The sequence below is a fragment of the Pseudidiomarina sediminum DSM 21906 genome (genome assembly GCF_000423165.1).
GTDB lineage: Bacteria > Pseudomonadota > Gammaproteobacteria > Enterobacterales > Alteromonadaceae > Pseudidiomarina > Pseudidiomarina sediminum.
The window spans coordinates 1-24,500 of sequence record NZ_AUHL01000005.1; the positions used below are offsets into that span (position 1 = coordinate 1).

At 49.6% G+C, this 24,500-nt stretch carries 27 protein-coding genes and 1 pseudogene; 8 read left to right on the top strand and 20 right to left on the bottom strand.

Going from position 1 to position 24,500, the window contains the following annotated elements; genetic code table 11:
* On the top strand, positions 1–1,272 hold a 1,272-nt coding region (locus G535_RS12460; RefSeq protein WP_034727105.1), incomplete at its 5' end, for an RHS repeat domain-containing protein.
* Entirely contained in the window at positions 1,269–1,718 is a 450-nt protein-coding gene (locus G535_RS0100015) for a hypothetical protein (protein ID WP_026860194.1), read from the top strand. The genes G535_RS12460 and G535_RS0100015, both read left to right, overlap by 4 nt.
* Positions 1,719–1,801: 83 nt before the next feature.
* On the opposite strand, the pseudogene G535_RS13980 reads toward G535_RS0100015, so the two are convergent.
* The 3 genes and pseudogenes from G535_RS13980 to G535_RS0100035 form a co-directional block, all read right to left on the bottom strand.
* A pseudogene (locus G535_RS13980) lies at positions 1,802–2,890 on the bottom strand (IS3 family transposase).
* 171 nt (positions 2,891–3,061) lie between these two features.
* Positions 3,062–3,682 (bottom strand): hypothetical protein, encoded by a 621-nt coding sequence (locus G535_RS0100030; protein ID WP_026860197.1) that lies wholly within the window; start codon positions 3,680–3,682, stop codon positions 3,062–3,064.
* 3 nt (positions 3,683–3,685) lie between these two features.
* Positions 3,686–3,997 (bottom strand): hypothetical protein, encoded by a 312-nt coding sequence (locus G535_RS0100035; RefSeq protein WP_026860198.1) that lies wholly within the window; start codon positions 3,995–3,997, stop codon positions 3,686–3,688.
* Between the two features lie 163 nt (positions 3,998–4,160).
* Here G535_RS0100035 and G535_RS0100040 point away from each other — a divergent pair, with 163 nt between their 5' ends.
* A complete protein-coding gene (locus G535_RS0100040) occupies positions 4,161–5,945 on the top strand; it encodes an SLC13 family permease (RefSeq protein WP_198678992.1) in 1,785 nt (594 codons plus the stop codon).
* 22 nt (positions 5,946–5,967) lie between these two features.
* Here G535_RS0100040 and G535_RS0100045 read toward each other — a convergent pair whose 3' ends face one another.
* On the bottom strand, positions 5,968–6,618 hold the full coding sequence (locus G535_RS0100045) for a Fe2+-dependent dioxygenase (RefSeq protein WP_026860200.1): 651 nt from the start codon (positions 6,616–6,618) through the stop codon (positions 5,968–5,970).
* Between the two features lie 108 nt (positions 6,619–6,726).
* On the opposite strand from G535_RS0100045, the gene G535_RS0100050 reads away from it, so the two are divergent.
* Entirely contained in the window at positions 6,727–7,539 is an 813-nt protein-coding gene (locus tag G535_RS0100050) for a hypothetical protein (protein WP_026860201.1), read from the top strand.
* A 36-nt stretch (positions 7,540–7,575) separates the two neighbouring features.
* Here G535_RS0100050 and glnS read toward each other — a convergent pair whose 3' ends face one another.
* A complete protein-coding gene (glnS, locus tag G535_RS0100055) occupies positions 7,576–9,237 on the bottom strand; it encodes a glutamine--tRNA ligase (RefSeq protein WP_026860202.1) in 1,662 nt (553 codons plus the stop codon).
* Between glnS and G535_RS14320 the strand changes: the two genes are divergently transcribed.
* Complete coding sequence (locus G535_RS14320) at positions 9,236–9,361, top strand: hypothetical protein (protein WP_275069109.1); 126 nt, start codon at positions 9,236–9,238, stop codon at positions 9,359–9,361. The genes glnS and G535_RS14320 overlap by 2 nt on opposite strands.
* On the opposite strand, the gene G535_RS0100065 is transcribed toward G535_RS14320, so the two are convergent.
* From G535_RS0100065 to G535_RS0100090, 6 genes are read right to left on the bottom strand one after another with little or no spacing between them, the layout of a single operon-like run.
* Positions 9,358–10,320, bottom strand: a complete 963-nt coding sequence (locus G535_RS0100065) for a 5-oxoprolinase subunit C family protein (protein WP_034727109.1) — start codon at positions 10,318–10,320, stop codon at positions 9,358–9,360. The two genes, G535_RS14320 and G535_RS0100065, sit on opposite strands and share 4 nt — an antisense overlap.
* Positions 10,313–10,987, bottom strand: a complete 675-nt coding sequence (locus tag G535_RS0100070; RefSeq protein WP_034727112.1) for a 5-oxoprolinase subunit B family protein — start codon at positions 10,985–10,987, stop codon at positions 10,313–10,315. The genes G535_RS0100065 and G535_RS0100070 overlap by 8 nt, the downstream gene beginning before the upstream one ends.
* A complete protein-coding gene (locus G535_RS0100075) occupies positions 10,984–11,724 on the bottom strand; it encodes a 5-oxoprolinase subunit PxpA (RefSeq protein WP_026860205.1) in 741 nt (246 codons plus the stop codon). The genes G535_RS0100070 and G535_RS0100075 overlap by 4 nt, the downstream gene beginning before the upstream one ends.
* A gap of 3 nt (positions 11,725–11,727) precedes the next feature.
* Positions 11,728–12,120: a hypothetical protein gene (locus tag G535_RS0100080; protein WP_026860206.1), complete on the bottom strand. Its 393-nt coding sequence runs from the start codon at positions 12,118–12,120 to the stop codon at positions 11,728–11,730.
* Between the two features lie 12 nt (positions 12,121–12,132).
* On the bottom strand, positions 12,133–12,432 hold the full coding sequence (locus tag G535_RS0100085) for a hypothetical protein (RefSeq protein WP_026860207.1): 300 nt from the start codon (positions 12,430–12,432) through the stop codon (positions 12,133–12,135).
* The gene (locus G535_RS0100090) at positions 12,419–12,601 is read right to left on the bottom strand and encodes a hypothetical protein (RefSeq protein ID WP_026860208.1); all 183 of its coding nucleotides are present in this window, start codon (positions 12,599–12,601) and stop codon (positions 12,419–12,421) included. The genes G535_RS0100085 and G535_RS0100090 overlap by 14 nt, the downstream gene beginning before the upstream one ends.
* 132 nt (positions 12,602–12,733) lie before the next feature.
* Between G535_RS0100090 and G535_RS0100095 the strand changes: the two genes are divergently transcribed.
* Both G535_RS0100095 and G535_RS0100100 read left to right on the top strand, forming a co-directional pair.
* Positions 12,734–13,702, top strand: coding sequence for a pirin family protein (locus G535_RS0100095; RefSeq protein WP_026860209.1), 969 nt, complete (start codon positions 12,734–12,736; stop codon positions 13,700–13,702).
* On the top strand, positions 13,702–14,193 hold the full coding sequence (locus tag G535_RS0100100) for a hypothetical protein (RefSeq protein ID WP_026860210.1): 492 nt from the start codon (positions 13,702–13,704) through the stop codon (positions 14,191–14,193). Before G535_RS0100095 ends, G535_RS0100100 begins: the two co-directional genes overlap by 1 nt.
* Here the strand turns inward: G535_RS0100100 and G535_RS0100105 are convergent.
* The 4 genes from G535_RS0100105 to G535_RS0100120 form a co-directional block, all read right to left on the bottom strand.
* Positions 14,190–14,954 (bottom strand): SDR family oxidoreductase, encoded by a 765-nt coding sequence (locus tag G535_RS0100105; protein ID WP_026860211.1) that lies wholly within the window; start codon positions 14,952–14,954, stop codon positions 14,190–14,192. The genes G535_RS0100100 and G535_RS0100105 overlap by 4 nt on opposite strands.
* A gap of 1 nt (position 14,955) precedes the next feature.
* Positions 14,956–16,029, bottom strand: a complete 1,074-nt coding sequence (locus tag G535_RS0100110) for a phosphotransferase family protein (RefSeq protein WP_026860212.1) — start codon at positions 16,027–16,029, stop codon at positions 14,956–14,958.
* A gap of 1 nt (position 16,030) precedes the next feature.
* Positions 16,031–17,257 (bottom strand): acyl-CoA dehydrogenase family protein, encoded by a 1,227-nt coding sequence (locus G535_RS0100115; protein ID WP_026860213.1) that lies wholly within the window; start codon positions 17,255–17,257, stop codon positions 16,031–16,033.
* A 68-nt stretch (positions 17,258–17,325) separates the two neighbouring features.
* Complete coding sequence (locus tag G535_RS0100120; protein WP_026860214.1) at positions 17,326–18,249, bottom strand: LysR family transcriptional regulator; 924 nt, start codon at positions 18,247–18,249, stop codon at positions 17,326–17,328.
* Positions 18,250–18,378: 129 nt separating this feature from the next.
* On the opposite strand from G535_RS0100120, the gene G535_RS0100125 reads away from it, so the two are divergent.
* Entirely contained in the window at positions 18,379–18,939 is a 561-nt protein-coding gene (locus G535_RS0100125) for an FMN-dependent NADH-azoreductase (protein ID WP_026860215.1), read from the top strand.
* Between the two features lie 11 nt (positions 18,940–18,950).
* On the opposite strand, the gene G535_RS0100130 is transcribed toward G535_RS0100125, so the two are convergent.
* The 5 genes from G535_RS0100130 to odhB form a co-directional block, all read right to left on the bottom strand.
* Positions 18,951–20,240: a hypothetical protein gene (locus G535_RS0100130; RefSeq protein ID WP_026860216.1), complete on the bottom strand. Its 1,290-nt coding sequence runs from the start codon at positions 20,238–20,240 to the stop codon at positions 18,951–18,953.
* Positions 20,241–20,304: 64 nt separating this feature from the next.
* Positions 20,305–20,604, bottom strand: coding sequence for an excalibur calcium-binding domain-containing protein (locus G535_RS0100135; RefSeq protein WP_026860217.1), 300 nt, complete (start codon positions 20,602–20,604; stop codon positions 20,305–20,307).
* A 194-nt stretch (positions 20,605–20,798) separates the two neighbouring features.
* Positions 20,799–21,671 (bottom strand): succinate--CoA ligase subunit alpha, encoded by an 873-nt coding sequence (sucD, locus tag G535_RS0100140; RefSeq protein WP_026860218.1) that lies wholly within the window; start codon positions 21,669–21,671, stop codon positions 20,799–20,801.
* Positions 21,671–22,837: an ADP-forming succinate--CoA ligase subunit beta gene (sucC, locus tag G535_RS0100145; RefSeq protein ID WP_026860219.1), complete on the bottom strand. Its 1,167-nt coding sequence runs from the start codon at positions 22,835–22,837 to the stop codon at positions 21,671–21,673. The genes sucD and sucC overlap by 1 nt, the downstream gene beginning before the upstream one ends.
* A gap of 144 nt (positions 22,838–22,981) precedes the next feature.
* The gene (odhB, locus tag G535_RS0100150) at positions 22,982–24,490 is read right to left on the bottom strand and encodes a 2-oxoglutarate dehydrogenase complex dihydrolipoyllysine-residue succinyltransferase (RefSeq protein WP_026860220.1); all 1,509 of its coding nucleotides are present in this window, start codon (positions 24,488–24,490) and stop codon (positions 22,982–22,984) included.
* Positions 24,491–24,500 lie beyond the last annotated feature (10 nt).

Sequence of the window (24,500 nt, forward strand, 5' to 3'; positions counted from 1 at the left end):
GAAATTGATAAAGTGTACGAAGAGACCGTCAGTGGTAGTTGGAAAGTTTATTTAGATGATTTTGCAATTATTAGTTTTAGTCAGGAGAGTGGGTACCGAATAAGTTATCTTCATAAGGACCGCTTAGGAAGTGCTCTCACGTTTAGTGACGATCAAGGACAGGTTGTTGGCCGACGGCATTATGATGCATTTGGTAAACCGCGGACAATGGGAGGGCAGCAGATGGAGCCGGGCTATCGCCCTCGTCTAGCGAACGTTATGGCGTTTGGTGGGATCGAGAACATAGCTCTCACGCGACGTGGTTTTACGGACCATCTTCACTTGGATGAGCTAGAGCTAATTCATATGAACGGGCGGGTGTATGATTATAACCTTGGGCGGTTTATGTCGGTGGACCCGTTTGTTCATGAGGGTTCACAGGGGATTAATCCTTATTCCTACATCATGAACAATCCGCTGTCCGGTATTGATCCAACAGGTTATTCACCAGAAGAACCTGAGTTAGAAAAGGTTGAGTACACGGAACAGACTGAAAAGGTCGCTGTTACTGGATCAAGGATAAAACGAGAAGTTGTAACAGGTGCCAGTGGAACTGCAACTTACTCTAATGGGGCTACACAATCGTTTTCAGCGACATTCAGTGGTGGGAAGGTGGCCACGATGGACATTGGTTCTCCTAAGCAAACCAGTACTACTTCACCGCAAACCCAGCAAGGGGGAAGCTCTGTAGGTGAAACGGTGAAAGGTGTTGCTCAGGCAGTGCTGAAATCCCTCAAAAAAGGCGGCGTAATTGGTATGGCTTTAGCTCCAACCTCTACTGCTACTGATGAGCAAATGGAGGCTTTAGCGCAACCAATCATTGAGGAAAATATTCTCCATAATACTGCACTTGATTTAGAGCCTGAACTCTCTAAAGAAGATTATGCTCGTCTTGAGAATGATCTAGCTAATATCAGAACCAAACCTAATGGGCCAAACGGTATTCAGTATGCTTTAATAGCGGAAGAAAGTGGTGATTATATTTGTTATAACTGTTCAAGTGGTGTTATGTGGTTAAATGAAGGGGATGTTTGGAAGTATGGTCAAACAACGAAACCCGCTACTAGATATTCAGAAGCACGATTAAATGGTGGATTGGCTGGTCGAAGGCTTTCACTAGAACCACAATATCGGGGCACACAACGCCAAGTGCTACTAGCAGAAAAGTTAAAAATTTACACTCACTTAGCAAAAACTGGAACACTACCGCCGGGAAATAAAATTAGACGATGAAATTATTATTTGCTTATGAAATAGATACAAATATCAGGCCTAAATTGGGTGTTATTAAGGAGCTGACAAATGCAATTGAGCAGAGAGCTGAGCTGTCCAAGACAGTTTTAGGACTTGAATACATTGGTATCAAATTGATTATTCAAGAGGTTTTGGATGAATATGAAGAGTTTGTAAAACCTCAAAAGCCTAGGTACAAGAAAAAATTTACCTTGAAAAACCCCTTGCTGGGTGATTCATCTTATGAGGGGTATTTGTCATTTGATCTGTTGTTTTCAACTGAGTCATACCAACAGATACTTACGTCAAATGACGCTTTCGAAATAAAAAGGTTGCTGAAGTTGGAGCTGTTAAAGGCCGAAGATGTTTTTAAGGAAATGGAAAATAAATTAGGCAGAGTTGATACTAATGAATTTAGCGAGTTAATTAGCGAAGCATTAGTTTAAGTGATTAAAGCCCGCACTAGCGGGCTTTGTTGTCTTAGGCTGTGTAAATACCCCATTTATAACACAGTCATCTCGTAGAATATTTATGCCGCATTTCGGTACTCAAACGGTGTCATGTCATTGAGTGAATCGTGCGGTTGTTCATTGTTATATAGCTCAATCCAGTCTTCGGTTATTTGCTTCACTTCGTTCAGGTTGTTGAAGATGTAGCAATCGAGTACATCGTCACGATAAGTTCGGTTAAACCGTTCAATGTAAGCGTTCTGGTATGGACAGCCGGGCTTGATGTAATCAATTATAATGCTATGCGCTTTTGCCCAGTTCACGAATACTTCCGAGGTAAATTCGCTGCCGTTATCAACCCGAATTTTTTCAGAGTAGCCGTGCCATTCAGCAAGTTGGTCAAGATACCGTACAACGCGCAATGACGGCATGCTGGTCGCAATATCAATACCTAATACTTCGCGATTAAAATCATCAATCACGTTAAATGTACGAAACCTAACTTTGTTGTGCAGGCTATCGCTCATAAAGTCCATCGACTAGGACTTACCCAGTGCATTTGGAACAGATAGCGGCTCTGGATTGCGATTGCGTAGCCGCTTTTTACCTTTGCGCCGCATGTTCACTTTCAGCTCAGTATAAACGCGATAAATACGCTTGTGGTTCTAGCGGTGGCCTAGCTTACGAAGGCGTTTGAAACACTTCGGGAAGCCCCACCGATGATGTCTTTCGACTAAAGCATTCAAAACATCAATGATTTAATCATCATCGGTCAGCTTCAACTCGTAATAGTAAGCGGTTCGGCTGATGCCAACCACAGCACAGCACAGCACAGCACAGCACAGCACAGCACTTTACAATGCTTGCCTTATACTGCACCTGCAACTCGCGTGCCCATATTTTTCGTTCTGCCACAGGTGCTAGAGCTTTTTTATAATGTCTTCTTGCATCTGTGATTTGAGGCTCAGCTCAGCATACATCTGCTTAAGCCGGCGGTTTTCTTCTTCAAGCTCTTTTAAGCGGCGAACGTCAGACGCTTCCATACCACCGTATTTTTCACGCCATTTATAAAATGTTGAATTACCGATACCGTACTTACGGCAGAGCTCTTTCACCGGCATACCGGCTTCGGCTTCTTTTAAAATCGCCACAATCTGGCTTTCTGTCATGCGTTTGCTCACCGTAAAACTCCTTTGTTTTAGTTTAAAAGAAATTCTACGAGTAGGCTGTATTATTTTACGGAGTAGTTACATCAGGCCTTACCAAACGAGTTGGCTGCCTAACCCCAGAAGCAACAAAGCCCACGGGTGTGGGCTTTGTTCATTAATTATTAACAAGAATCAACTGGTTACTTTAGACTTAAACTCATTAGCAAACATTTCAAACTCTTCTTGCATAACGGGGTGAGCTGAACTCAAGCGTTCCCTCTCTTTGTCAAGAATATTAAGAGCCTTTGATTTATCACCAAGTAAGAAATGATAACAGGCTAATTTTTCTTGTTGCTGCCTTACATAGGTATACCTCAGAAGCCCGTCTAATAAATCAGAATGACTGGCAAAACGCTCTTCTGTTTTAAGAGATATAAAATTCAAATACTCCTGAAACGACTGTGCATCTTCGATGATGTTATCCCTCTCAAAGGTAAATTTAACGACATCATTATTATCATCAAATCCTCCAATATTAGATGAAAAACTAGCATACAAGTATGGAGAGTATTTTCCCTTATTGCACTCAGTCAAAAATGACTCTAACTTCCTCCAACCGACACCAAACATTGGGTTTATCACAAGTGAATTAGCTGACTTGTCTGATTCGTTAAATCCGATTCTCAGATACAGATCATCACCATATTGTTTATAAAAAATACCTTCTTTCTTCTTTTTAAAACCTATTTCTTTAAAAAGAGAAATACATGTATCGCTTAGTAATTTTCCCATAGGTATTAATTTACCGGACATCACCTAACACCTTTTCTCTTCAAACGAACACGCAACCTTTTCACCTACAGGTAAGCCAGCTTTCTCCGCATTAGCTCCCCGAGGTATGACCGGTTCTCCTCTACCAATTGCATCTTTAACTGCTTGCTGACCTTTAGAAAGTGAAGCATTCCCTGTTTTCACCTCAACAAGGTTTGGCTGCCCACCTTTAGTCGTTACAAAGTCCACTCTAGCCCTATCACCATCAAGTGTTTCCACTGTAACTTGTTCACCACGGTTTGGTAAGGCCTGAGATTTCCCGACACCTTTTATGGTAAAAAGGTAACGATAAAACAACCAATCAAAAACACTTTTGTTGTAAATTCATTGCTTAAAACACCGGAGTTTGTTACTTTCCCGCCCAAATTGACGCGTAACATTGCAGATATAAAAATGAACGGGTACTTCCAATAAGTCGCCTATCACCGCTAATCGAACAACACGAAACCAAAGAGTGCCCATGGCTCAACTCTATGTAGGAATGATCATTGTGACACTTTTCGCAGGGCTGATTGCCTCCAGGTTTCGACCTGCGACACTTTTTGTCGCAGCAGCCGGTGCGCTTTACCTACCAGCACTGATTACCAGCCAAGAACTCCTTCATCATTACGCCAATGAATCGCTCGTGACGTTGATGTTATTGCTCATGGGCTCAATGGCGCTAGAGCGCACGCGCACGCTGCAATGGGTCAGCCGCAAGCTGCTCCACAAAAGCCAGTTCATCACGCTTTTAAAAATGATGGGCTGGGTGAGTGTCACTTCAGCCTTTTTGAATAACACCGCGGTCGTCGCTGCACTTATGCAGAGTGTACGCAAAAACCGCGAACACCCGGCGCAGCGTTTACTGATACCGCTGGGTTATTTCGCTATCTTAGGTGGCGTATTAACGCTTATTGGTACCTCTACCAACCTTGTCGTCAATAGCTTTTTGATGGAAACCGGTCACCCAGGCTTTGGCTTTTTCGATTTTCTACCGATAGGTTTAGGTGTGCTGGCGGTGGCTGGTGCGACAGTTTGTGTCGCAGCTTACCTACTCCCCAAAGGCGGCGGCGAGCAAACGATCAGCCAAGACTACTTCTTGGATGCCAAAATCAATGACGACTCGCCATTAGTCGGGAAAACTGTACAGCAAGCCGGCTTACGCGCGCTCGACGGTTTATTCCTAACCGAAGTGGTAAGAAGAACAGCCGAAGGTCAAAAACAGCTCATTACGCCGGTACAACCAGACACGGTGTTGTTAGCGAACGACGGCTTGGTGTTTTGTGGAGACGTCAAGCAGGCACAACTGATCAGCCAACTACCGGGCGTGAGTATGTTCGCTCAAGCAGCCCTCAACGATAACGAAGAGGCGACACCCAATAATGGCCTTTTGCATAACAGTCTTGCGGAAGTTATCGTGAGCCCCACATCCACTCTAGTCGGCCGTACGCTGAAAGGAGCTAACTTTCGTGGCTTGTTCGATGCCGCCGTAGTTGCCATAGGTCGAGGTGGAGAACGGCTATCAGGTAAGCTTGGACAAGTCAAAATCCGCGCGGGAGATCGCTTAGTGCTGGCCACCAGTGAAGACTTTTATCGGCACCATAACCTTGAACAAAACTTTTTCCTCCTCGAAAGTCAGCGTTTGAGTCATACGCTGACAGGCAAACAAGAGGCAATCACGCTATTGGGGTTCGCCGGAGTCGTCCTCGGCACCGCATTAGGTCATTTCACCCTGTTTACAGGTCTTTTAACCTATTTAGCAATCATTTTATCCACTAAAGTACTGTCGCCAGCCGACATTCGCCGTCGCTTACCGGTGGATATCTGGTTAATCATTGGCTCAGCGCTGTGCATTGCTAGTGTTTTTGTAAGCTCTGGTTTAGCTAACGATGTTACCAATGCGTTCTTGTGGTTGCTGGACAGAGTAACCGACAATAACGTAACGCCAATGGCCGCAATGATTGGCGTATTTGTGATGACTTGGATGATCACCGAAGTCGTCACCAACAACGCAGCGGCAGCGATTGTATTTCCGATAGCGGTAGGAATTGCGGAAAGTTTGGGCGTTAGTATTATGCCCTTTGTAATGGCCGTTACTTTTGGCGCTTCAGCAAGCTTTATTAGCCCTTATGGCCGTCAAACGAATCTGATGGTGATGAATGCGGGGAATTATCGTTTTAAGGACTTCGCGCGGATTGGCGTCTTGGTACTGGTGGCTTACAGTGTGACCGCGTTATGGCTGATACCGCGGGTGTTTGTCTGGTAAGTGCGTATCGTGGCGAGCGCAACTAACGCTTCGCCCAGCGTCGGAGCAAGTTCTGATAGGTTTTGCTGAGTAGGTCATATTGTGCGGTTTTGCCGTGTTGTTGGAACTCGGCTTGCATCGCTTGGTGCAAATCGAAGCACATTTCGCGCTGCTGCGGCTCTCGCAACATACTTTCAATCCAGCCCACTAACGCAAAGCGCGTACCTTCGGTGACCGCTTCAACGCGATGCAGGAATTGCGTCGGGTATAACAAAACGTCACCTTGTTCGAGGCGCCAGCTGCGCTCACCAGAGCTATCTTCGATCACCAATGCCCCACCTTGATAACTGTCCGCAGCACTTAAGCCAAGCGTAAACGAAAGATCAGTACGTACACCGCCCATCAGAGCGTCATCCATATGGGTGCCATAATGCTGACCGGTGTCGTAACGGTTGACCATCACATTCACCCATTGTGCAGGTTGCGCCGCGGCTTTTACCAACGGATGCGCCATAAGACGCTGTTGCAGCAACTCAATAATGGGATGTGGAGCCCGTAACTGCTGATTTTGTTTCACTTTTTCAGCCGCCCAGCCCGCCGTTTCAAGACCATTGGCAAACACTTGTTGCTGAAGTTTGTCACGAATCACTGACAGTGTGCCGGCATCAATGACTTGCTGGATGTGTAGGATCATAAGCACCACTATTGAGAATGAATCTCATTTATGAAATTATACGCAGTATACAAAACACGCTGATTGTACGCAATCTTAGCCCTTCATTCGCACGACAGGATCAACCTTATGCATGAGAAACGCAAAATCTGGCTCGCCGTTGGTGCTGCGGTGTTAACCACCAGTACCACCTCTGCCGTAGCCCAGCCACAAACCTTTGATCACGCTATGACCGCGACCACCATGAACTTTGTTGCTCCGCTCGCCGGCCAAGGCGGTGGTGAAGGCGAAGGCGAAGGTTCGGGCCAACTTGATTTACGTACCAATGATGCCGCGTACTTGGCGCAACTCGGTCTTATTCGAGGCCATTTATACGTTGGCAAGCAGCTGTATGATGAAGGCCATCTTGCCATGGCAAAAACCCACATGAAGCATCCAAAAGATGAACTCTACAGCGCCCTTGTTCCGGCCTTTACCGCCCGTAACGTCGCAGGCTTTGCCGATGAATTACAGCAACTTGCCGACGCGGTAACTGATGATCAAGGGGCGGCCGCCGTCAATGCTGCCTACGACCAGCTCTTAGCTGCAATTAGCGCCAGCGAGCGCATTAGCGAGCACTCGGTCAAAGCTGTGCTATTGAGCTTAAGCAGCATGTTATTGACTGCTGCGGAAGAATATGACCTTGGCATCCAGCAAGGCAAAGTGGTCAACGTGCACGAATTCCAAGATGCCTATGGCTTTACGACCATTGCCAAAGCACGTTTTGCCAATCTAACGGCAGCACAAATTGAGGCAAATCAAGCCGCGATCGATGAGGTCAAAGAAGTGTTGGAAAGTTTGCCAGGCTTATGGCCGACCATTACCCCGACTGGGGCGATTGAAGGTGACGCCAGCGCCTTGTTTGGCGCTGCCGCCCGCATTGAACTTGCGACCCTCAACTAATGTCCGTATCCGGTCGCAACAAGAGAACGGCGAAGCTTAAGCTTCGTCGTTCCACGTATCACGCAAACCAACGGTTTGGTTAAACACTAGATGTTCAGGTGTGCTGTCTTGGTTGTCAGCACAAAAGTAACCAATGCGTTCAAACTGATACGGCTTCTCAGCTTCTGCTGTGGCCATGCTTGGCTCAACAAAGCCATGCTGTACCCGCAACGAATCTGGGTTCAAGGTACTGAAGAAGTCTTCTTCTGCAGCTGGGTTCGGTACTTGAAACAAACGATCGTACAAACGGAATTCTGCTGGTTTGGCATGTGCTGCCGCAACCCAATGAATCACGCCTTTAACCTTACGGCCATCCGCCGGGTCTTTGCCTAGGGTGTCTGGGTCATAGCTACAGAAAATCGTGGTGATGTTGCCTTCAGCATCTTTTTCCACCCGCTCAGCTTTAATCACATAAGCGTTACGTAACCGCACTTCTTTCTCAAGTACTAAGCGCTTGTACTTTTTATTGGCTGACTCACGGAAATCTTCGCGCTCGATGTAAATTTCACGCGCAAAGGGTACTTCCCGGCTACCCATGCTTTCATCACTTGGGTGATTCGGCGCTTGTAACTGTTCCACTTCGCCTTCTGGGTAGTTCTCAATCACTAAACGCACTGGATCGATCACCGCCATTGCGCGCGGTGCGCCATGGTTAAGCTCGTCACGAAGACAAGCTTCCAGCATGCTCATTTCAACTTGGTTGTCCATCTTGGTCACGCCAATGCGGTGGCAGAACTCACGCACTGAACTTGGCGTATACCCACGACGACGCATACCCGCAATGGTCGGCATCCGTGGGTCATTCCACCCACTCACCTTACCTTCTTCAACCAATTCGTTCAGCTTGCGCTTGCTCATCACTGTGTATTGCAAGTTCAAGCGTGAGAACTCGATTTGCTGCGGATGGCAGTCGATGCTGATATTATCCAGCACCCAGTCGTACAACCGACGGTTGTCTTGGAATTCTAAGGTACACAACGAATGGGTAATGCCTTCCAAAGCATCCGAAATACAGTGCGTAAAATCGTACATTGGGTAGACGCACCACTTATCACCGGTTTGGTGATGATGAGCAAAACGGACACGGTAAATCACCGGATCACGCATACACATGAATGGCGAACTCATATCGATTTTCGCACGCAGTGCTGCTTTACCCTCTTCAAACTTGCCCGCCGTCATATCGGCAAAATGCTGCAAGTTCTCTGCAACTGGGGTGTCACGGTACGGACTATTGGTGCCTGGCTCTTTCAAGGTGCCGCGCATTTCACGCATTTCGTCCTGACTAGAGAAGTCGACATAGGCCAAACCTTTTTCAATTAACTCCACCGCATAGGCGTGTAGTTGATCGAAATAGTTTGACGAATAACGCGGCTCGCCCTGCCATTGATAGCCCAACCAGCGTACGTCTTCTTGAATAGAGTTTACGTAGTCGACTTTTTCTTTCAATGGGTTGGTGTCGTCAAAACGCAAGTTACAGGTACCCTGGTAGTCTTCTGCAATACCGAAGTTCAACACGATCGATTTCGCGTGACCGATATGCAAAAAGCCATTCGGCTCAGGTGGGAACCGCGTGTGCACCGAGCTATGCTTGCCACTGGCAAGGTCCTTGTCGATGATGTGACGAATAAAGTTACTGCGAGGCGCGTCTGCTGCCATGGACGTTACTTCTCCAAACTTTGATGAAAATAAGGCGCGCGCTGCCGACCGTTGGGCAGGGGCCAAAATGGCGTTTATGATCGCAGGTTATGCGCCTGTGCGCAAGGCTTGCCACGCACTCTAGCGCGACGGTTTGCGCACCACCGAGAAAAACCGATAAGCCTGACGTAATTCACGTTGCGCTTCGGCTAATGTTTGCCATCGAAAACGTACCCTTCGCCCTGCCGGCAGCTGCGCCAGCAAACTTCGCGAGAGCCACGTCAGCGTGGCAATTTTAGGATAACCACCCAAGGTTTGGTGGTCATTCATCATCACAATTGGCTGACCATCGGCAGGCACTTGAATGGCCCCGAGCGGGAGCGGCTCTGAAATCATCTGCCGTGGCACGTCGGTCAACGCCTGCTCACCCTCAAGCCGAATGCCCATACGGTCTTGCCGCGCACTCACCTGATAGCTTTGTTGCACAAACTGCTCCCGCGTCGTGCGCGCGAATTGCGCCCATTGACCACTGGCAACTACCGCCAATTCGGGCTCTTGCGGCACAGCAAAGTTTAAACGGCTGCTTGGCCGTCGGCTTTCTAGCGTTTGCGCCATAAGCTCCGGTGCGGACAGGCGATCACCTGCTATCAGCGGCGCCCCCTCACCTCGCAGGCCGCCAAGACGGTCACGAAGAACGGTCGCCACACTGCCATACACCGGCGTTGCGCTAAACCCACCCGCTACGGCCAGATAGCAACGCAATGCCTTGCCATGGCTGGCGATGGTTAATTCATCTCCGGCCCGCGCTTGGCTCACCCGCCATGCTTTGATGGGTTGCCCAGCTAAGGTCAATGGAAAATCAGCACCGGTCACCACAAACAGGCAATCACGCGTAAAGGTTGCTTTGAAGTGGCCGAGGGTGATCTCAATTTGCGCGCAATCATACGTATTACCAAGCAAGCGATTGGCCCATAAAAACGCACGCTCGTCCATCGGCCCGCCGTGGGTTATCCCCAGCGCCTGATAACCATAACGACCAAAGTCTTGCAACGTGGCCAGCAAACCCGGCTGGGTAACTCTGAGTACCTCGCTCACCTTAGTCATTGGTGGCATCCTTGCATTGCTCTGTGTAGCGTGCGCGATCAATGGAGACAAAGCGCACTTGATCCCCGGCGTGCAACTGCGGCCACCGACATGCTCGGCCTAACAATTGCCAACCACCGGGCGAGGTTTGCGGATACAGCGCGGTTTGCTGCCCCGCAATCGCCACACTGCCGCGTGGCACCCGTTGCCGTGGCGTGGCATGACGCTCACGACGAAGCGCCTCCACCACATCGCCCATATAAGCAAACCCCGGCGCAAACCCAAGTGCATAAACGTGATAGGTCGGCTCAGTATGCAATCGAATCACGTCATCGATACCCCCGCTAAAATCTGCGGCAATACGATGCAAATCGGCACCAAGTTCAGGGTCATAACAGACTTCAATGGTGTGCAGCTTCCCTTGCGAGACCATGCTTAAAGGTTCTTGCAAAAGAGCATCAACCACAGGTTTGAGTTGTTCCCGAACCTGTTTCTCATCACATTGCAGCACATCATAATAGAGCAACAGGCTATGATAGCTCGGCACCACTTCAAGCAGCCACGGAAACTTTACAGGTAAGCTTCGCGCGAGCTGTTGCACCCGCGCATTAATGGTCAGCTCAATGCGGGGCTCAAGGTGGATCATCAGCGCATCCGCAGCGGCACTTTGAAATTGCCAGGTACTCATGATAACTCGGCGCGGATCGCCTTCACCGCCGCCAGCGCTTGCGGATTATCACCATGGACACAAAGCGTATCGGCAGGAAGCAAAATAGCGCCACCATCATAACTAGAAATGCTCTCTCCGCGCGCAAACGCTAAGGCTTGGGCAACAATTTGTTCGGGGGTCTCAAGCACAGCACCTTCAAACTGACGTGAGCGTAATTGTCCACTACTCTCATAGCGACGATCGGCAAAGGCCTCGAACAGTAAATCGACATCGTACTGGGCGGCGATTTCCATCACTTCACCCCGTTGCATTTTTGCCAACGTCATTAGTTTTAACGGTTGCGGGCGGCCGCGGTTAAGTTCAGCCAAGGTGCGAACCACTACAGTGAACAGTTCATCGTCACGCTGCATCGCGTTGTACAAGGCACCATGCGGCTTCACATAGGCCAGTGGTACTTGCTCGGCATGACAGATGGCATCCAATGCACCAATTTGGTAGAGCAATTGGGCCCGTAGCTCATCCGCACTAAAGTGCATGTCACGACGACCAAACCCATACAAATCAGGGTAACTTGGGTGTGCCCCTATCATCACTCCGTGCGCTTTGGCCAAACGCACCGAGTTTTGCATCGTGGCAAAATCTCCGGCGTGAAAACCGCAGGCGATATTGGCTTGGTCAATCAACGGCATGACCGCACTGTCATCACCCATTTTCCAAACGCCAAAACCTTCACCTAAATCACAATTTAACAGCATTAACTAAGACTCTTTTTTATTGCGTTGCGCGGCAGCGAAGCGCGCGTAACTGTAGACAAATAGATACAAACCGACGCCGATAGCGGCCACCATGAACGGCGGCAAAAGCAAGGCGGTTTGTTGATGGGCAACATACACCGCCGCCGCTCCGGTTAACCCTAAGGTCGTCAATGAGGCGCTAATAAAGGTCAGCGGCTCCAACCACTTGGTCAGTTGCTGCACGCCAAGTAACTGCAAGAGTGCGCCTAAAACCACACCCCACGCCAACGGTACGCCTAAGCGATACCAACTTAATTGATAGTCAACTGTGGCAGCCCAAAGCTGGGCTTCACTGGCATTGAAAAACAACAGTCCAACAAGCCCTGCTAAAATCACCAAACGCTGGGTTAACGACATACGCCCTCCTCGTTACGACTGCAGCGCAAGCGCAACCAAAAATACAATAGCGCCGACAATCGGCACCCACAAAATCGGCGATTGATACCATTTCAGCGGGGGTGTGGTGGCATGCTGTTGTGCAGCTTCTGCACGCTGTTCACTTGAGGCGCGTTGTCCTAATAAAAAATACACGCCAAGAAGCAACAAAAAGAGCCCTAACCAGCGCCAACTGGCGGTGTTTTCACCGGCAGGTCCGAGAACTGCAGAGAGTAAACCTGCAACAATCAGTGCTAAGGCGCCAATCCGTTTTGCTATGCTAGTTTTTATCATTGTTATGCATATTTCCTTGTTTTTTCGCGGCACGCCAAGTGATCCAAAAGCCCACCCAGCCCACGATTTCAATAAAGAGACCAAGAACGATGGTCACCAAATTTTGCTCCCAAACACCACTTAATACGACCGCAAAACCAATCACAATCAGAATCAGTGCGTAAATCATAAAATGCTCCTTGTGCTTTGTTTCACCTTAACCAATCTTACGAAAAGAAGGAAGTCGACTGAGGTCGAATATCGACCTTCGGCAATGACACTGGCATACTGCTCTTATCTCTCTTGGCTAAGGAGTCTTACCATGACCCGTACAACGCAAGATGCTGAACACCAACCGGTAACCTGTGGTTCGGAGCATTTACGCCGTGACAGTTTTGTGCTGCCTGCGTTACCACGCCAACTAACACCTAAGCTGGGAATCTTCCGCAGCCTGCCGCAGCGACAATTACGTATGATTGGCCCTTGGTGCTTTCTCGACCATTTTGGCCCTGTTGCACCCCATGACTATCAAAATTTTCGCGTGCCGCCACATCCCCATATCGGCTTACAAACCATTACATGGTTGCTATCAGGACAATTGTTTCACCAAGATAGTTTAGGCTATCAGCAAGCCTTGCGCGCGGGTGAACTCAATTTAATGACTGCTGGCAATGGCATCGCCCACGCCGAAGTGGCCGATGCACAACTCGATGACCCTCTCCATGGCCTGCAGCTCTGGGCCGCCTTGCCAGAAGCCGATGAAGCAACAACGGCGCGCTTCGATCACTACAAAAAATTACCGCAATTTAGTCTCGGTGACTGTCGCGCCACTCTCCTGTTGGGCGAGTACGCCGACGACGAACGGCGTCACCAGTCACCAGCTATTCAGTTCCACCCCATTTTTGCCATGCAATTAACCACCCCGCGCGTGGCGGTGACAGAACTGAAACTCAATCCTGAGCACGAGTATGGCATCTATGTGGTCAGTGGCCGTGTTGACACGCTTGATAAAACCGTTCAACCACACGAGCTGATTTACTTTGGTAGTGACCGAAAGCGCGTGACCATTGAGCTTGCGGCGGATACCGTCGCGCTCGTCATTGGTGGCGAAGCCTTCGCCCAGCCGGTTCATATGTGGTGGAATTTCGTCAGTAGCGATGCCGCCGCTATCCGCCGTGCGCAACAGGAGTGGAACGCTGGCCATCCGCGCTTTGGTACCGTCAGCGGCTATCAAGGCGAGCGTCTATTTGCCCCTGAGCTTCCCTACAGTGGTTTAGAAGGAAACGATTAATGGCAACATTTATGCAAGGCTGCAAGGCCATGCTCCGCCGCTTAGGCTTATGGTTTGTCGCCGCAGGGATCACCCTGGCAGTGCTCTTTATTGCCGTGTTGGTCTATCAACTTACGGTGTATCAACCCGAACTGCCGAAAAGCGCCAATTGTCATGCGCTGCAAACCCTGATGACAGACGATCAAGCTGCCCAGTTGTACCTCTACCAATGCCAACGTGGCGACAATGCCAACTGGAAGGGGCACGAGGTGTGGCTGGAGAAACGCGTTGAAGATGAATGGCAACGTTTACTCACCGTCCCTCTTGAGGAAGGTTGCTTACGCCTCGCGTTGGAAGACCTTACCACGCAACAACGCTTGACGATTTACCATCAAGGTTCACGTGGCGGGTTAAGTCTCGCCACCAGTTCGGTGGTGTATGAACTGCCTGATACAGGTGCGCGTACCATCAGTATTGCCACCGAACGGGTTGCCAATTGTGCGACAGATTAACCGAGCTTCATCACCCATTTAAGCGGTAAACGCTTCATCAGAAAGCCGATAACTGCCCAAGGCCAACGTGGTACGTAGGCAGTTACCGGCTCTTTCTCGATTGCTTTCACCAACAAACGACAGCCCGTTTGAGTATCAATCATAAACGGCGTCTTTTTCACCTTTTCGTTAATTTCTGAGCGGATGTACCCCGGTAAAATGCAGCTGACCTTAATCGGTGACTCGGAGCGAATCAGATCGGCACGAATCCCCTCTGTCAGGGCCAGCAACCCTGCTTTGGTGGCAGCATAGACGGTCATCGCTCGCGGCATCCCACGCAACGCACTGATCGAACTAATGGTCACCAGATGGCCTTGGTTTTGATCACGAAAAATTTCAAGTGCCGCCTCACATTGCGCTAGGGCTGCCACAAAGTTGGTTTGCGCGGTTTGCACATTGGCGTGAAAATAGCCGGTGCCCAATGAAGCGCCTTTGCCCATGCCGGCATTCACGATCACACGGTCAAGACAACCGAACTCACGACGAAATTCCTGAAATACGTGAAACACCGCTTCATGATCATTCACATCTAAGGCTTTGATGCTAATACGACATTTGGGGTACAACTGCTCCAACTCGGTTTTTAATTGTTCCAGACGCTCGGTTCGTCGTGCGCAGAGCGCCAAATTACGCCCCTTGGCGGCAAACTCTCGCGCCATACCTTCGCCTAGTCCTGAACTCGCGCCTGTTATAAGAATCGTTTTACGCGTGTTATGTGGCATGTTAACTCCCTTTTTTGATACAACGGCGACAGCGCCAATGCAGGTAATTGACCAAAAACCAGAAATGCTTGAACGCCGGGTTGCGGGTCTGTTTATGATGGTAACGGTAGTAAATTTGCTGAGCAATAACGCTTAATCGGAACAAGCCAAAGACTTCGTAAAAGGTAAAGTCTTTGACCTCAACATCCATTTTTTGGCAGTAATAGTTGATCACTTCTTGGCGCGTCATCATGCCCGGTAAATGCGTCGGTTGGCGTCGGGTTGAACGGGCAATCGCATCATCATCGGCCTGAATCCAATAGGCCAGGCTATTGCCTAAATCCATCAGTGGGTTGCCAATGGTGGCCAATTCCCAATCCAACACACCAATAATTCGGGTCGGGTCGTTCACGTCCAAGACCAGGTTATCAAAGCGAAAATCATTGTGGGTCATGCACAGGCGTTCGTGTTTCGGCATATGCTGCTCGAGCCAGCGCATGATGCCTTCACTCTTGGGCACATTCCACGTCTTGGCTTGGCGATAACGCTTGTTCCACCCAAGCACTTGGCGCTCGGTGTAACCTTTGCCTTTGCCCAGTTCAGTCAAGTGATGTTGCTCAATATCGATACGGTGCAGTGCAATCAAGCTGTCTAACGCATGCTCACACAGCTGGCGTGTTTGCGTGGTCGTTAGTGTCAATTCTCGTGGCATCGACTGGCGCGGAATAATGCCAGCAATGCGTTCCATCAGATAGAATTCATCGCCAATAATGCTGGCATCGTCGGTGTAATGCAGCATTTTTGGAACATAGGGATAGACCGGCGCAAGCGCTTTTTGCAAGCGGTATTCACGCCCCATATCATGCGCTGACTTGGCTTTTGTGCCCGCCGGTGGACGTCGTAAGATCCAATCGGCATTGGCAAACTGCAAGCGATAGGTCCAATTCGAGGCGCCGCCACTGTATTGCGTCACCGCGACATCGCCCTCTAACTCCGGGAAGTGCTGTTTTAAATAAGCCTGTAGTTTAGCAACGGGAAGTTCTTCACCCTTGCGTACCGCACGCGCTTGATCAACTCCCTTAGCGTCTGCCGTCATCTCAAGCGCCTCGATATTTCGCTAATTCGACTTTCGCAATTGTATTGCGATGCACGGCATCAGGACCATCGGCAATACGCAGCGCCCGTGCCACGGCAAACAATTGCGTCAGTGGCACGTCATGACTCATTCCTGCACCGCCATACAGCTGAATGGTTTCGTCCACCACCTGCTGCAGCACATTTGGGGCCACCACCTTGATGGCAGAAATCTCTGCCAAAGCGTTCATCGCCCCAACTTGGTCAATTTTCCACGCCGCGTAGAACGTCAGCAGACGCGCTTGATCAATCGCAATCCGCATGTCAGCAACCCGTTCAAGGTTGCCACCAAGTTGCAATAAAGGTTTGCCAAAGGCGATACGCTCTTGCCCTCGCTGCATAAATAACTGCAATGCTTTTTCTGCCGCGCCAATGGCGCGCATGCAGTGGTGAATACGGCCTGGGCCTAAGCGTCCTTGGGCAATTTTAAAGCCCGCACCTAAATCACCAATCACGTTCGCTTTTGGCACCCGCACCTGGTCAAAACGTACTTCACCATGGCCATAAGGTGCATCGTACTCGCCAAACGCCGGTAACATCCGCTCAATGGTAACGCCCGTAGTGCTTAACGGCACCAACACCATCGAGTGGCGCTGATGTTTTGCCGCATCTGGATCGGTTAAGCCCATCACAATTGCGAATTCAGCCTGTGGGTGACCAATGCCGGTGGACCACCATTTACGCCCGTTAATCACTACCTCATCGCCATCGGCAACAATCGTGGTTTGCATATTGGTCGCATCTGATGACGCCACATCCGGCTCCGTCATACAAAACACCGAACGAATGTCACCAGCTAACAATGGCGTCAAGTAACGCTCTTGTTGCGCGGCACTGCCGAAGTGATACAAAACTTCCATATTCCCGGTATCAGGCGCATTACAGTTAAAGACTTCAGGCGCCAACAAACTGTGCCCCATCACTTCAGCCAAGGGTGCATACTCCAAGGTACTGAGTCCCGCCCCAAGCTTTGCATCGGGTAAAAAGAGATTCCACAACCCTTCCGCTTTCGCGCGCTCTTTAAGCTCCGCCACCACCGGTGAGACGTCCCAGTGCGTCCATTGTCCATCGGGGTTTAAGCGGCGGTTTTCTTTGTGGTAATTCGCTTCAATGGGCTCGATATGCGCTTGCATAAAAGCGATCAGCCGCTGCCGGTACGCGAGGGTTCTTTCACTGGGTTGGAAGTCCATGATCTCGATACTCTTTTTAACGATAAGTTGATTTGATTGTAGAGAGCCTTCGGGCGCTTATCAACTGTTCACTCCATCACCAGCGAACGTTGCGAAACCGCAGGAACATGCGCCACTAAATAATCAATCAACACCCGTACGGCGGGTAACAAGCCCCGGCGGTGTGGATACACTAAGTGCATGATGCCCATCGGTAAGTGCCAATGGGGTAACACCCGTTGTAATTGTCCTGTTTGCAGGGCTTCGGCACATAAATAATTCGGCAAAGCGACCAGCCCCAAGCCTTGCATGGCCGCTTCACGTAACACAATCATATCGTCAGTAATCAGGCGCGGGGTAAAGCTCACGGTTAAGCGCTCGCCATCGTCGGCCGTTAACTGATACGCATAGCGTCCACTGGTGTAATGTAACGATAACTGGGGCATGTCCATCAGATCCAATGGGTGTTTCGGTACGCCGCGTTGTTGCAATAAACTCGGCGCCGCATATATTGTCAGTGGCGAATCGGCCAAGGGCCTAGCAATCAGCGAAGAATCGTCGATGGATGAACGTACCCGTAAGGCGATATCGATGCCCTCGTCAATGAGATTCACCGGGCGGTTAGTCACCGTCAGCTCAACATTCACTTCTGGATAATCGTGCATAAAGGGGGGCAGCAATTCGGTTAATAAGCTCTGACTGAGCGCATAAGGTGACGCGACATGCACAGTACCACGTGGTGTTTCGCGCACCCGCTGGGTCACTTGTTGCGCCGCTTCCGCCGCGCTCACCAAGGCTTCACAGTGGATTAAAAAGGCCTGGCCGACGTCGGTAAGTTTCAAGCCGCGCGTTGAACGGTGCACCAAACGAATGCCCTGCTCTTCTTCCAATTCGGTCAGCCGACGACTCACCGTCGATTTCGGCATCCCGAGTTCGCGAGCACCCGCACTAATGCTGCCAGCCGCCACCACGCGCGCGAAAATAAGGTAGTTGGTTAAATCAGGTAAGCTCATCGTCCACTCCTTGATTCGTTCCAATTATGGAACGATTGTTTCCATAATAGCGATCTACCACCATTTTTGGAACTCGGTATACTAACCGCATTGATAACACACAGCGCATATCAGAAATTTGGAGTAACTATGAAGGTTTTACATATCGATTCCGGTATTTTCATTGAGCAGTCGGTCAGCCGTCAGCTCAGCCAGCAAATTGTTGCACGTTTTGCCGATGAGGCCACCGAGGTGGTGTACCGTGATTTGGTCACTGAGCCAGTACCCCATTTGGACGCCGAAGCCTTATTAGCAGAGCACAACCCGCTCACCCAAACGCTCTTAGACGAAGTGTTCGCCGCAGACGTACTGGTCATTGGCGCACCAATGTACAACTTTACGATCCCGACTCAGTTAAAAGCTTGGTTGGATCGGATTCTCAAGGCGGGGGTTACCTTTAAGTATACCGAGCAAGGTCCACAAGGCTTATTAACCGGTAAAAAGGTTTATATTGCTTCAGGTCGCGGTGGTATCTACAGCGAAGGTGACGCCGCAGCAATGGATCATCAAGAAAGCTACTTGCGCCAAGCCTTAGCTTTTGTTGGCATCACCGATGTAACCGTGGTGCGTGCTGAGGGTGTAAACCTCGGCGATGAACCACGTCAACAAGCGCTTGAGAAGGCGCAAGAGACGATTGCTCGTCTCGCTTAAGCCAATTTCATTTATTGCAGCGCTCGGTAACGAGCGCTGATGGTTTCTTCAAGCTCCGTAGCAAAGGCTTCACTCGTCACCTCGCCCATTAACTTGTAGTACAGCTCAGTATAATCAGGTTGCGCAGAGGTCTCCTGTTGCAACGCATCAATGTACATATACCACAAAAAGAATAAGCCACTCTCGTGTCGCTTGCGGATCTCAGCATCAATACGCTCAGACCACACCAAGCCACAGGCATAATGGACGGCAATCGGGTCGTGTTCTTCAGCACAGTCTTGCCGCGCTTGTTGGAAGCGTAACTCGGTGTAGTCGGCGGTCAGCGGCGACTGTTGCAAATAACGTGCCGCCATAAACTCTGCCGCCCCCTCGTGGATCCACGCTTGATCCTGACTAAACTGCCCAGCTTGATACAAATGTGCAAATTCATGTGCCACAAACCACAAGGTATCTTCAACAAAATACGCGCCCCGTAAGCGCTCCGATAGCACCGCTCCATACCAATGTAAGGTCATTTGTTGGTTAACGACGCCGCCTTGATAACCGTAGCGGCCGTCATCGGTCGTGCTATACGAGGCAAGCACCATCGGCGTATAGGTTAAACTCGGCAGCCGTGCATTGAAAAAGTTAAGTAAGGCCGGAGTTTCGGTTGCCAAGCCCTGCTGTAAGCTCGTCGGAAGTTGCGGGTCAAGCAAAGTCGTCACCCCACGTACGCCCTCGCTATTGCCCTGTTGCGGCCCTACGTAAACCAGACTCCCGTCAGTCGCACTGGTTTCTTGCCAACTCAGTGCGCCCATGCCCTGTTGCTCAGGAATAAGAATATGCACATCTTCGGGCGCGCGCATGGTAAAGGTGTAGACAAATTGCATGGCACTTTGGCAATGCTCTGGGCAAATTTTAAAACGGCCAGTAAACCACGCTACTCCGCCATCGCTAAAAGGCATAAAGGGTGCGTAGTCCTTCCGCAAGCTGACATAGGTAGGGGTTAATTGAAATGCCACACTTTGAAACGGCTGTCCGTCTGCGCGCGCAATGAATTCCCGTTGCTCAGCGTCACGGCCAATATAAAAGCCCGCCTCCAGCGGTTGCCAGCGTTGTTGCCGGCTGCTATCGGGGTTGCGAATAAAAGTCGCCTGCTGCACCGGTTTCGCGAAGGTGTACTCTAACAACCACTGCTGTTGTTCGGTGCGGGTCATTTCGACGGTGACCATGGCTGAACGATTGCCATGCAACCACTGGGCCACGAACCAAAGCCCTACCGCGACCCCCAATAACACCACCAAAATTGGCTTTTTATGCATACATCACCTCTTGCTAGAAGGTTTTAGCATACGTGTTACACAAAGGTATCGCTAGCAGGAAGTGTTACGGATTATTCGGGGGTGGAAAATCAAGCTCACACGGCTGACCATCGTTATCATCGTCGAGTTGCGTTTCTGGGCAATGGGTGAGAAAAAACATGGCTTCGTCACGCGAACGCATTTCGTTGCAGTAACGCCGTCCATCGCAGCGAAATCGTGGATCGCGTTTGTAGACTGCACCGCGCACGCCCTGCACGATTTCTTTCACTAAACCGCGCTCTTCGCCACGCTCTTCAGCTTCTTGATTCAAGCTATAATTCCATGCTGCCAATGCGAGTATCGCAAGCAAAATCCACTTTTTCATTGAAGTTATCTCATGAGCTGTTGAAAAGGTTAAAAAGCAACCACTCTTGAGATTAGCGTAATTCCGACAATTGTAAATACACGACGGTTATCAACGCACTATGTATGTTTTATGTTAATAAGAACAAAAAAGCACCGATCCGAAGACCAGTGCTTTTGTTTTCTGCGTGATGACCTAAGTCATCTCAAACGCGCTTACCAGCCCGTTTTTTCGCGTAATGCTTTACCGATGTCAGCAAGGCTACGAACGGTTTTCACGCCAGCGGCTTCAAGGGCAGCAAACTTCTCGTCTGCAGTACCTTTACCACCAGAAATGATTGCGCCCGCGTGACCCATACGCTTGCCCGGAGGAGCAGTAACACCAGCGATGTATGATACAACTGGCTTGGTCACGTTGTCCTTGATGTACTCAGCAGCTTCTTCTTCTGCAGTACCACCGATTTCACCGATCATAACGATAGCTTCGGTTTCTGGATCTTTTTCGAACATTTCGAGAATGTCGATGAAGTTAGAACCAGGAATTGGGTCACCACCGATACCAACACAGGTTGACTGGCCGAAACCTTCGTCAGTGGTTTGCTTGACCGCTTCATAGGTCAAGGTACCTGAACGTGACACGATACCCACTTTACCTTTCTTGTGGATGTGGCCTGGCATGATGCCGATCTTACACTCGTCAGGAGTAATAACACCTGGGCAGTTTGGACCGATCATACGCACGCCTTTGTGCGTCAAATATTCTTTCACGTAAAGCATATCTAAGGTAGGGATACCTTCAGTGATACATACGATCAACTCGATGCCTGCGTCTGCAGCTTCGATGATTGAGTCTTTACAGAAAGGTGCTGGTACGTAGATGACAGATGCAGTTGCACCTGTTGCTTCTACTGCTTCAGCAACAGTGTTAAATACAGGCAAGCCAAGGTGTGTTTGACCACCTTTACCTGGCGTTACACCGCCAACCATTTGCGTGCCGTAAGCAATCGCTTGCTCAGAGTGGAATGTACCTTGGCCACCAGTGAAACCCTGGCAGATCACTTTGGTATCTTTATTGATCAAAACAGACATTATTGACCTCCTGCCGCAGCAACCACTTTATCAGCAGCGTCAGACAAGCTTTCTGCTGCAATGATGTTCAGGCCACTTTCTGCTAATTTTTGACGACCTAGTTCAGCGTTGTTACCTTCAAGGCGAACCACTACAGGTACTTTAACGCCAACTTCTTCAACTGCGCCCATGATGCCTTCAGCAATCATGTCACAACGTACGATACCGCCGAAGATGTTTACCAACACGGCTTGTACTGCGTCATCAGACAGGATGATTTTGAATGCTTCGGTCACGCGCTCTTTGGTCGCGCCGCCACCAACATCCAAGAAGTTTGCAGGCTGGCCGCCAGCAAGCTTAACGATGTCCATAGTACCCATTGCAAGGCCAGCACCGTTCACCATACAACCGATGTTACCGTCGAGTGCAACGTAGTTCAGTTCCCACTGAGCTGCTTGTGCTTCACGCTCGTCTTCTTGCGAAGGATCGTGCATTTCACGGATTTTTGGTTGACGATACAGCGCGTTGCTGTCGATGTTGATCTTACCGTCCAAGCAGTGCAGGTTGCCTTGCTCGGTGATCACCAATGGGTTAATTTCAAGCAATGCGAAGTCGTACTGTTCGAACATTTTCGCAAGGCCAAGGAAGATTTTCGTGAACTGCTTCACTTGATCAGGGTTCAAGCCAAGTTTGAAGCCTAATTCACGACCTTGGTAAGGCTGTGCACCAACCGTTGGGTCGATGATTGCTTTCAAAATTTTCTCAGGCGTTTCTTCAGCAACTTTCTCGATCTCAACACCACCTTCAGTTGACGCCATGAACACGATTTTACGTGTTGCGCGGTCAACAACGGCACCGAGATAAAGCTCAGAAGCGATGTCAGTCAAGCTTTCAACCAAGATTTTGGCAACAGGCTGACCGTTCGCATCTGTTTGATAAGTAACTAAGTTTTTACCTAACCAGTTGCTGGCAAAGGCGTGTACTTCGTCATGGCTAGAAACAAGTTTTACACCGCCCGCTTTACCACGGCCACCAGCGTGAACTTGTGCTTTAACAACCCAACGATCGCCGCCGATTTTTTTGGCAGCTTCAACAGCTTCGTCTGCAGTGTCAACTGCGAAGCCTTCAGATACTGGCAAACCAAACTCTTTAAAGAGTTGTTTGGCCTGATACTCATGCAAGTTCATGATAATCTTCCGAATCTTTTGAACAACAAAAGCAGCCTTATGCTGCTTCCCCGAAATGTCGCACGTAGTTTACAGTCTTGTGCGGAAAAAAAACAGCCGCATGAAGTAAATCTGACCAGTTTACCTCACGCGGCTTGCACATCCTTAGATGTCCAACAGTAAGCGTTGTGGATCTTCGAGCAACTCTTTAATGGTTACCAAGAAGCCAACTGACTCTTTACCGTCGATAATACGGTGGTCATATGACAATGCTAAGTACATCATCGGTAAAATTTCAACCTTACCGTCGACCGCCATTGGGCGATCTTGGATTTTGTGCATCCCCAAGATAGCGCTTTGTGGTGGGTTCAAGATAGGTGTTGATAACAATGAACCGAACACGCCACCGTTAGTGATGGTGAAGTTACCACCTTGCATATCGTCCAAGGTCAATTTACCGTCACGGCCTTTAAGCGCAAGCTCGCGAATACCGTTTTCAACATCGGCAATGCTCATTTTGTCAGTGTCGCGTAGCACTGGTGTTACCAAGCCACGTGGCGTTGACACAGCAATGCTGATATCAAAGTAGTTGTGGTAAACGATATCGTCACCGTCAATTGACGCATTTACTTCAGGGAAACGCTTCAACGCTTCGGTCACAGCTTTCACATAGAAGCCCATGAAACCTAAACGGGTGTCATGACGTTCTTCAAATACGTCTTTGTATTTCTTACGCAAGTCCATGATTGGCTTCATGTTGACTTCGTTGAACGTGGTCAACATTGCGGTTGCGTTTTTCGCTTCTAACAAACGCTTCGCGATAGTCTTACGCAGACGCGTCATAGGTACGCGCTTCTGATCACGATCACCGGCAGCTGGTGCTGCAGCAGAAGTTGCTTGCGCCGCTGGAGCAGCCGCTTTCGCGCCGCCTTTCACGTGCTTCTCAACGTCTTCTTTAGTGACGCGACCGCCTTTACCAGTGCCTTTCACATCAGCAACTTTTAAGCCGTGCTCAGCCAGTAAACGACGTACCGCTGGGCCTGCAACTTCGCTATCGCCGTCATCGTCAGCAGCGGCACTTTCTTGTGCTGGAGCTGAGCTCGCAGCCGCTGCAGCGCCGGCTTCAACAATACCGATCACATCGTCAGCAGCAACAGTTGCGCCTTCGTCTTGCTTGATTTCAGCAAGCACGCCGTCAGCCGGAGCGACGACTTCAAGGACCACTTTGTCTGTTTCGATATCGACAAGGTTTTGGTCGCGCGTTACCGCTTCACCAGCTTTCACGTGCCACGTTGCAATGGTAGCGTCCGCCACAGACTCAGGAAGCTGTGGTACTTTCACCTGCAGTTTTTCACCGCTGCCACTTGCTGCTTTTGCAGCTGGTTTGTCGTCAGCTTTGCTGTCCGCTTTAGCGTCAGTTTTTGCTGCCGCGCCATCGCCTTTCTCAAGCTTACCAATCACTTCGTCAGCACCAACAGTGGTACCTTCTTCAGCAATAATCTCGCCAATAACGCCGTCTTCAGGTGCAACAACTTCGAGCACCACTTTGTCGGTTTCGATATCGACCAGATTTTGATCGCGTGACACTTTGTCTCCTGGCTTGACGTGCCAGGTAGCGACTGTCGCATCTGCAACAGATTCAGGGAGTTGTGGAACTTTAATATCAATAGCCATGGTCAATTAT

Bases quoted from the DNA above. Each gene is read 5' to 3' on its own strand.
- G535_RS0100110 (WP_026860212.1), bottom strand. From the start codon at position 16,029: ATGACGGCAGACGCTAAGGGAGTTGATCAAGCGCGTGCGGTACGCAAG.
- sucD (WP_026860218.1), bottom strand. From the start codon at position 21,671: ATGTCTGTTTTGATCAATAAAGATACCAAAGTGATCTGCCAGGGTTTC.
- G535_RS0100095 (WP_026860209.1), top strand. From the start codon at position 12,734: ATGACCCGTACAACGCAAGATGCTGAACACCAACCGGTAACCTGTGGT.
- G535_RS0100105 (WP_026860211.1), bottom strand. From the start codon at position 14,954: ATGCCACATAACACGCGTAAAACGATTCTTATAACAGGCGCGAGTTCA.
- G535_RS0100040 (WP_198678992.1), top strand. From the start codon at position 4,161: ATGGCTCAACTCTATGTAGGAATGATCATTGTGACACTTTTCGCAGGG.
- G535_RS0100015 (WP_026860194.1), top strand. From the start codon at position 1,269: ATGAAATTATTATTTGCTTATGAAATAGATACAAATATCAGGCCTAAA.
- sucC (WP_026860219.1), bottom strand. From the start codon at position 22,837: ATGAACTTGCATGAGTATCAGGCCAAACAACTCTTTAAAGAGTTTGGT.
- G535_RS0100070 (WP_034727112.1), bottom strand. From the start codon at position 10,987: ATGAGTACCTGGCAATTTCAAAGTGCCGCTGCGGATGCGCTGATGATC.
- G535_RS0100085 (WP_026860207.1), bottom strand. From the start codon at position 12,432: ATGATAAAAACTAGCATAGCAAAACGGATTGGCGCCTTAGCACTGATT.
- G535_RS0100030 (WP_026860197.1), bottom strand. From the start codon at position 3,682: ATGTCCGGTAAATTAATACCTATGGGAAAATTACTAAGCGATACATGT.
- G535_RS0100135 (WP_026860217.1), bottom strand. From the start codon at position 20,604: ATGAAAAAGTGGATTTTGCTTGCGATACTCGCATTGGCAGCATGGAAT.
- G535_RS0100120 (WP_026860214.1), bottom strand. From the start codon at position 18,249: ATGAGCTTACCTGATTTAACCAACTACCTTATTTTCGCGCGCGTGGTG.
- G535_RS0100050 (WP_026860201.1), top strand. From the start codon at position 6,727: ATGCATGAGAAACGCAAAATCTGGCTCGCCGTTGGTGCTGCGGTGTTA.
- G535_RS14320 (WP_275069109.1), top strand. From the start codon at position 9,236: ATGGACGTTACTTCTCCAAACTTTGATGAAAATAAGGCGCGCGCTGCC.
- G535_RS0100100 (WP_026860210.1), top strand. From the start codon at position 13,702: ATGGCAACATTTATGCAAGGCTGCAAGGCCATGCTCCGCCGCTTAGGC.
- G535_RS0100125 (WP_026860215.1), top strand. From the start codon at position 18,379: ATGAAGGTTTTACATATCGATTCCGGTATTTTCATTGAGCAGTCGGTC.
- odhB (WP_026860220.1), bottom strand. From the start codon at position 24,490: ATGGCTATTGATATTAAAGTTCCACAACTCCCTGAATCTGTTGCAGAT.
- G535_RS0100075 (WP_026860205.1), bottom strand. From the start codon at position 11,724: ATGCTGTTAAATTGTGATTTAGGTGAAGGTTTTGGCGTTTGGAAAATG.
- G535_RS0100045 (WP_026860200.1), bottom strand. From the start codon at position 6,618: ATGATCCTACACATCCAGCAAGTCATTGATGCCGGCACACTGTCAGTG.
- G535_RS0100090 (WP_026860208.1), bottom strand. From the start codon at position 12,601: ATGATTTACGCACTGATTCTGATTGTGATTGGTTTTGCGGTCGTATTA.
- G535_RS0100065 (WP_034727109.1), bottom strand. From the start codon at position 10,320: ATGACTAAGGTGAGCGAGGTACTCAGAGTTACCCAGCCGGGTTTGCTG.
- G535_RS0100115 (WP_026860213.1), bottom strand. From the start codon at position 17,257: ATGGACTTCCAACCCAGTGAAAGAACCCTCGCGTACCGGCAGCGGCTG.
- G535_RS0100080 (WP_026860206.1), bottom strand. From the start codon at position 12,120: ATGTCGTTAACCCAGCGTTTGGTGATTTTAGCAGGGCTTGTTGGACTG.
- glnS (WP_026860202.1), bottom strand. From the start codon at position 9,237: ATGGCAGCAGACGCGCCTCGCAGTAACTTTATTCGTCACATCATCGAC.
- G535_RS0100130 (WP_026860216.1), bottom strand. From the start codon at position 20,240: ATGCATAAAAAGCCAATTTTGGTGGTGTTATTGGGGGTCGCGGTAGGG.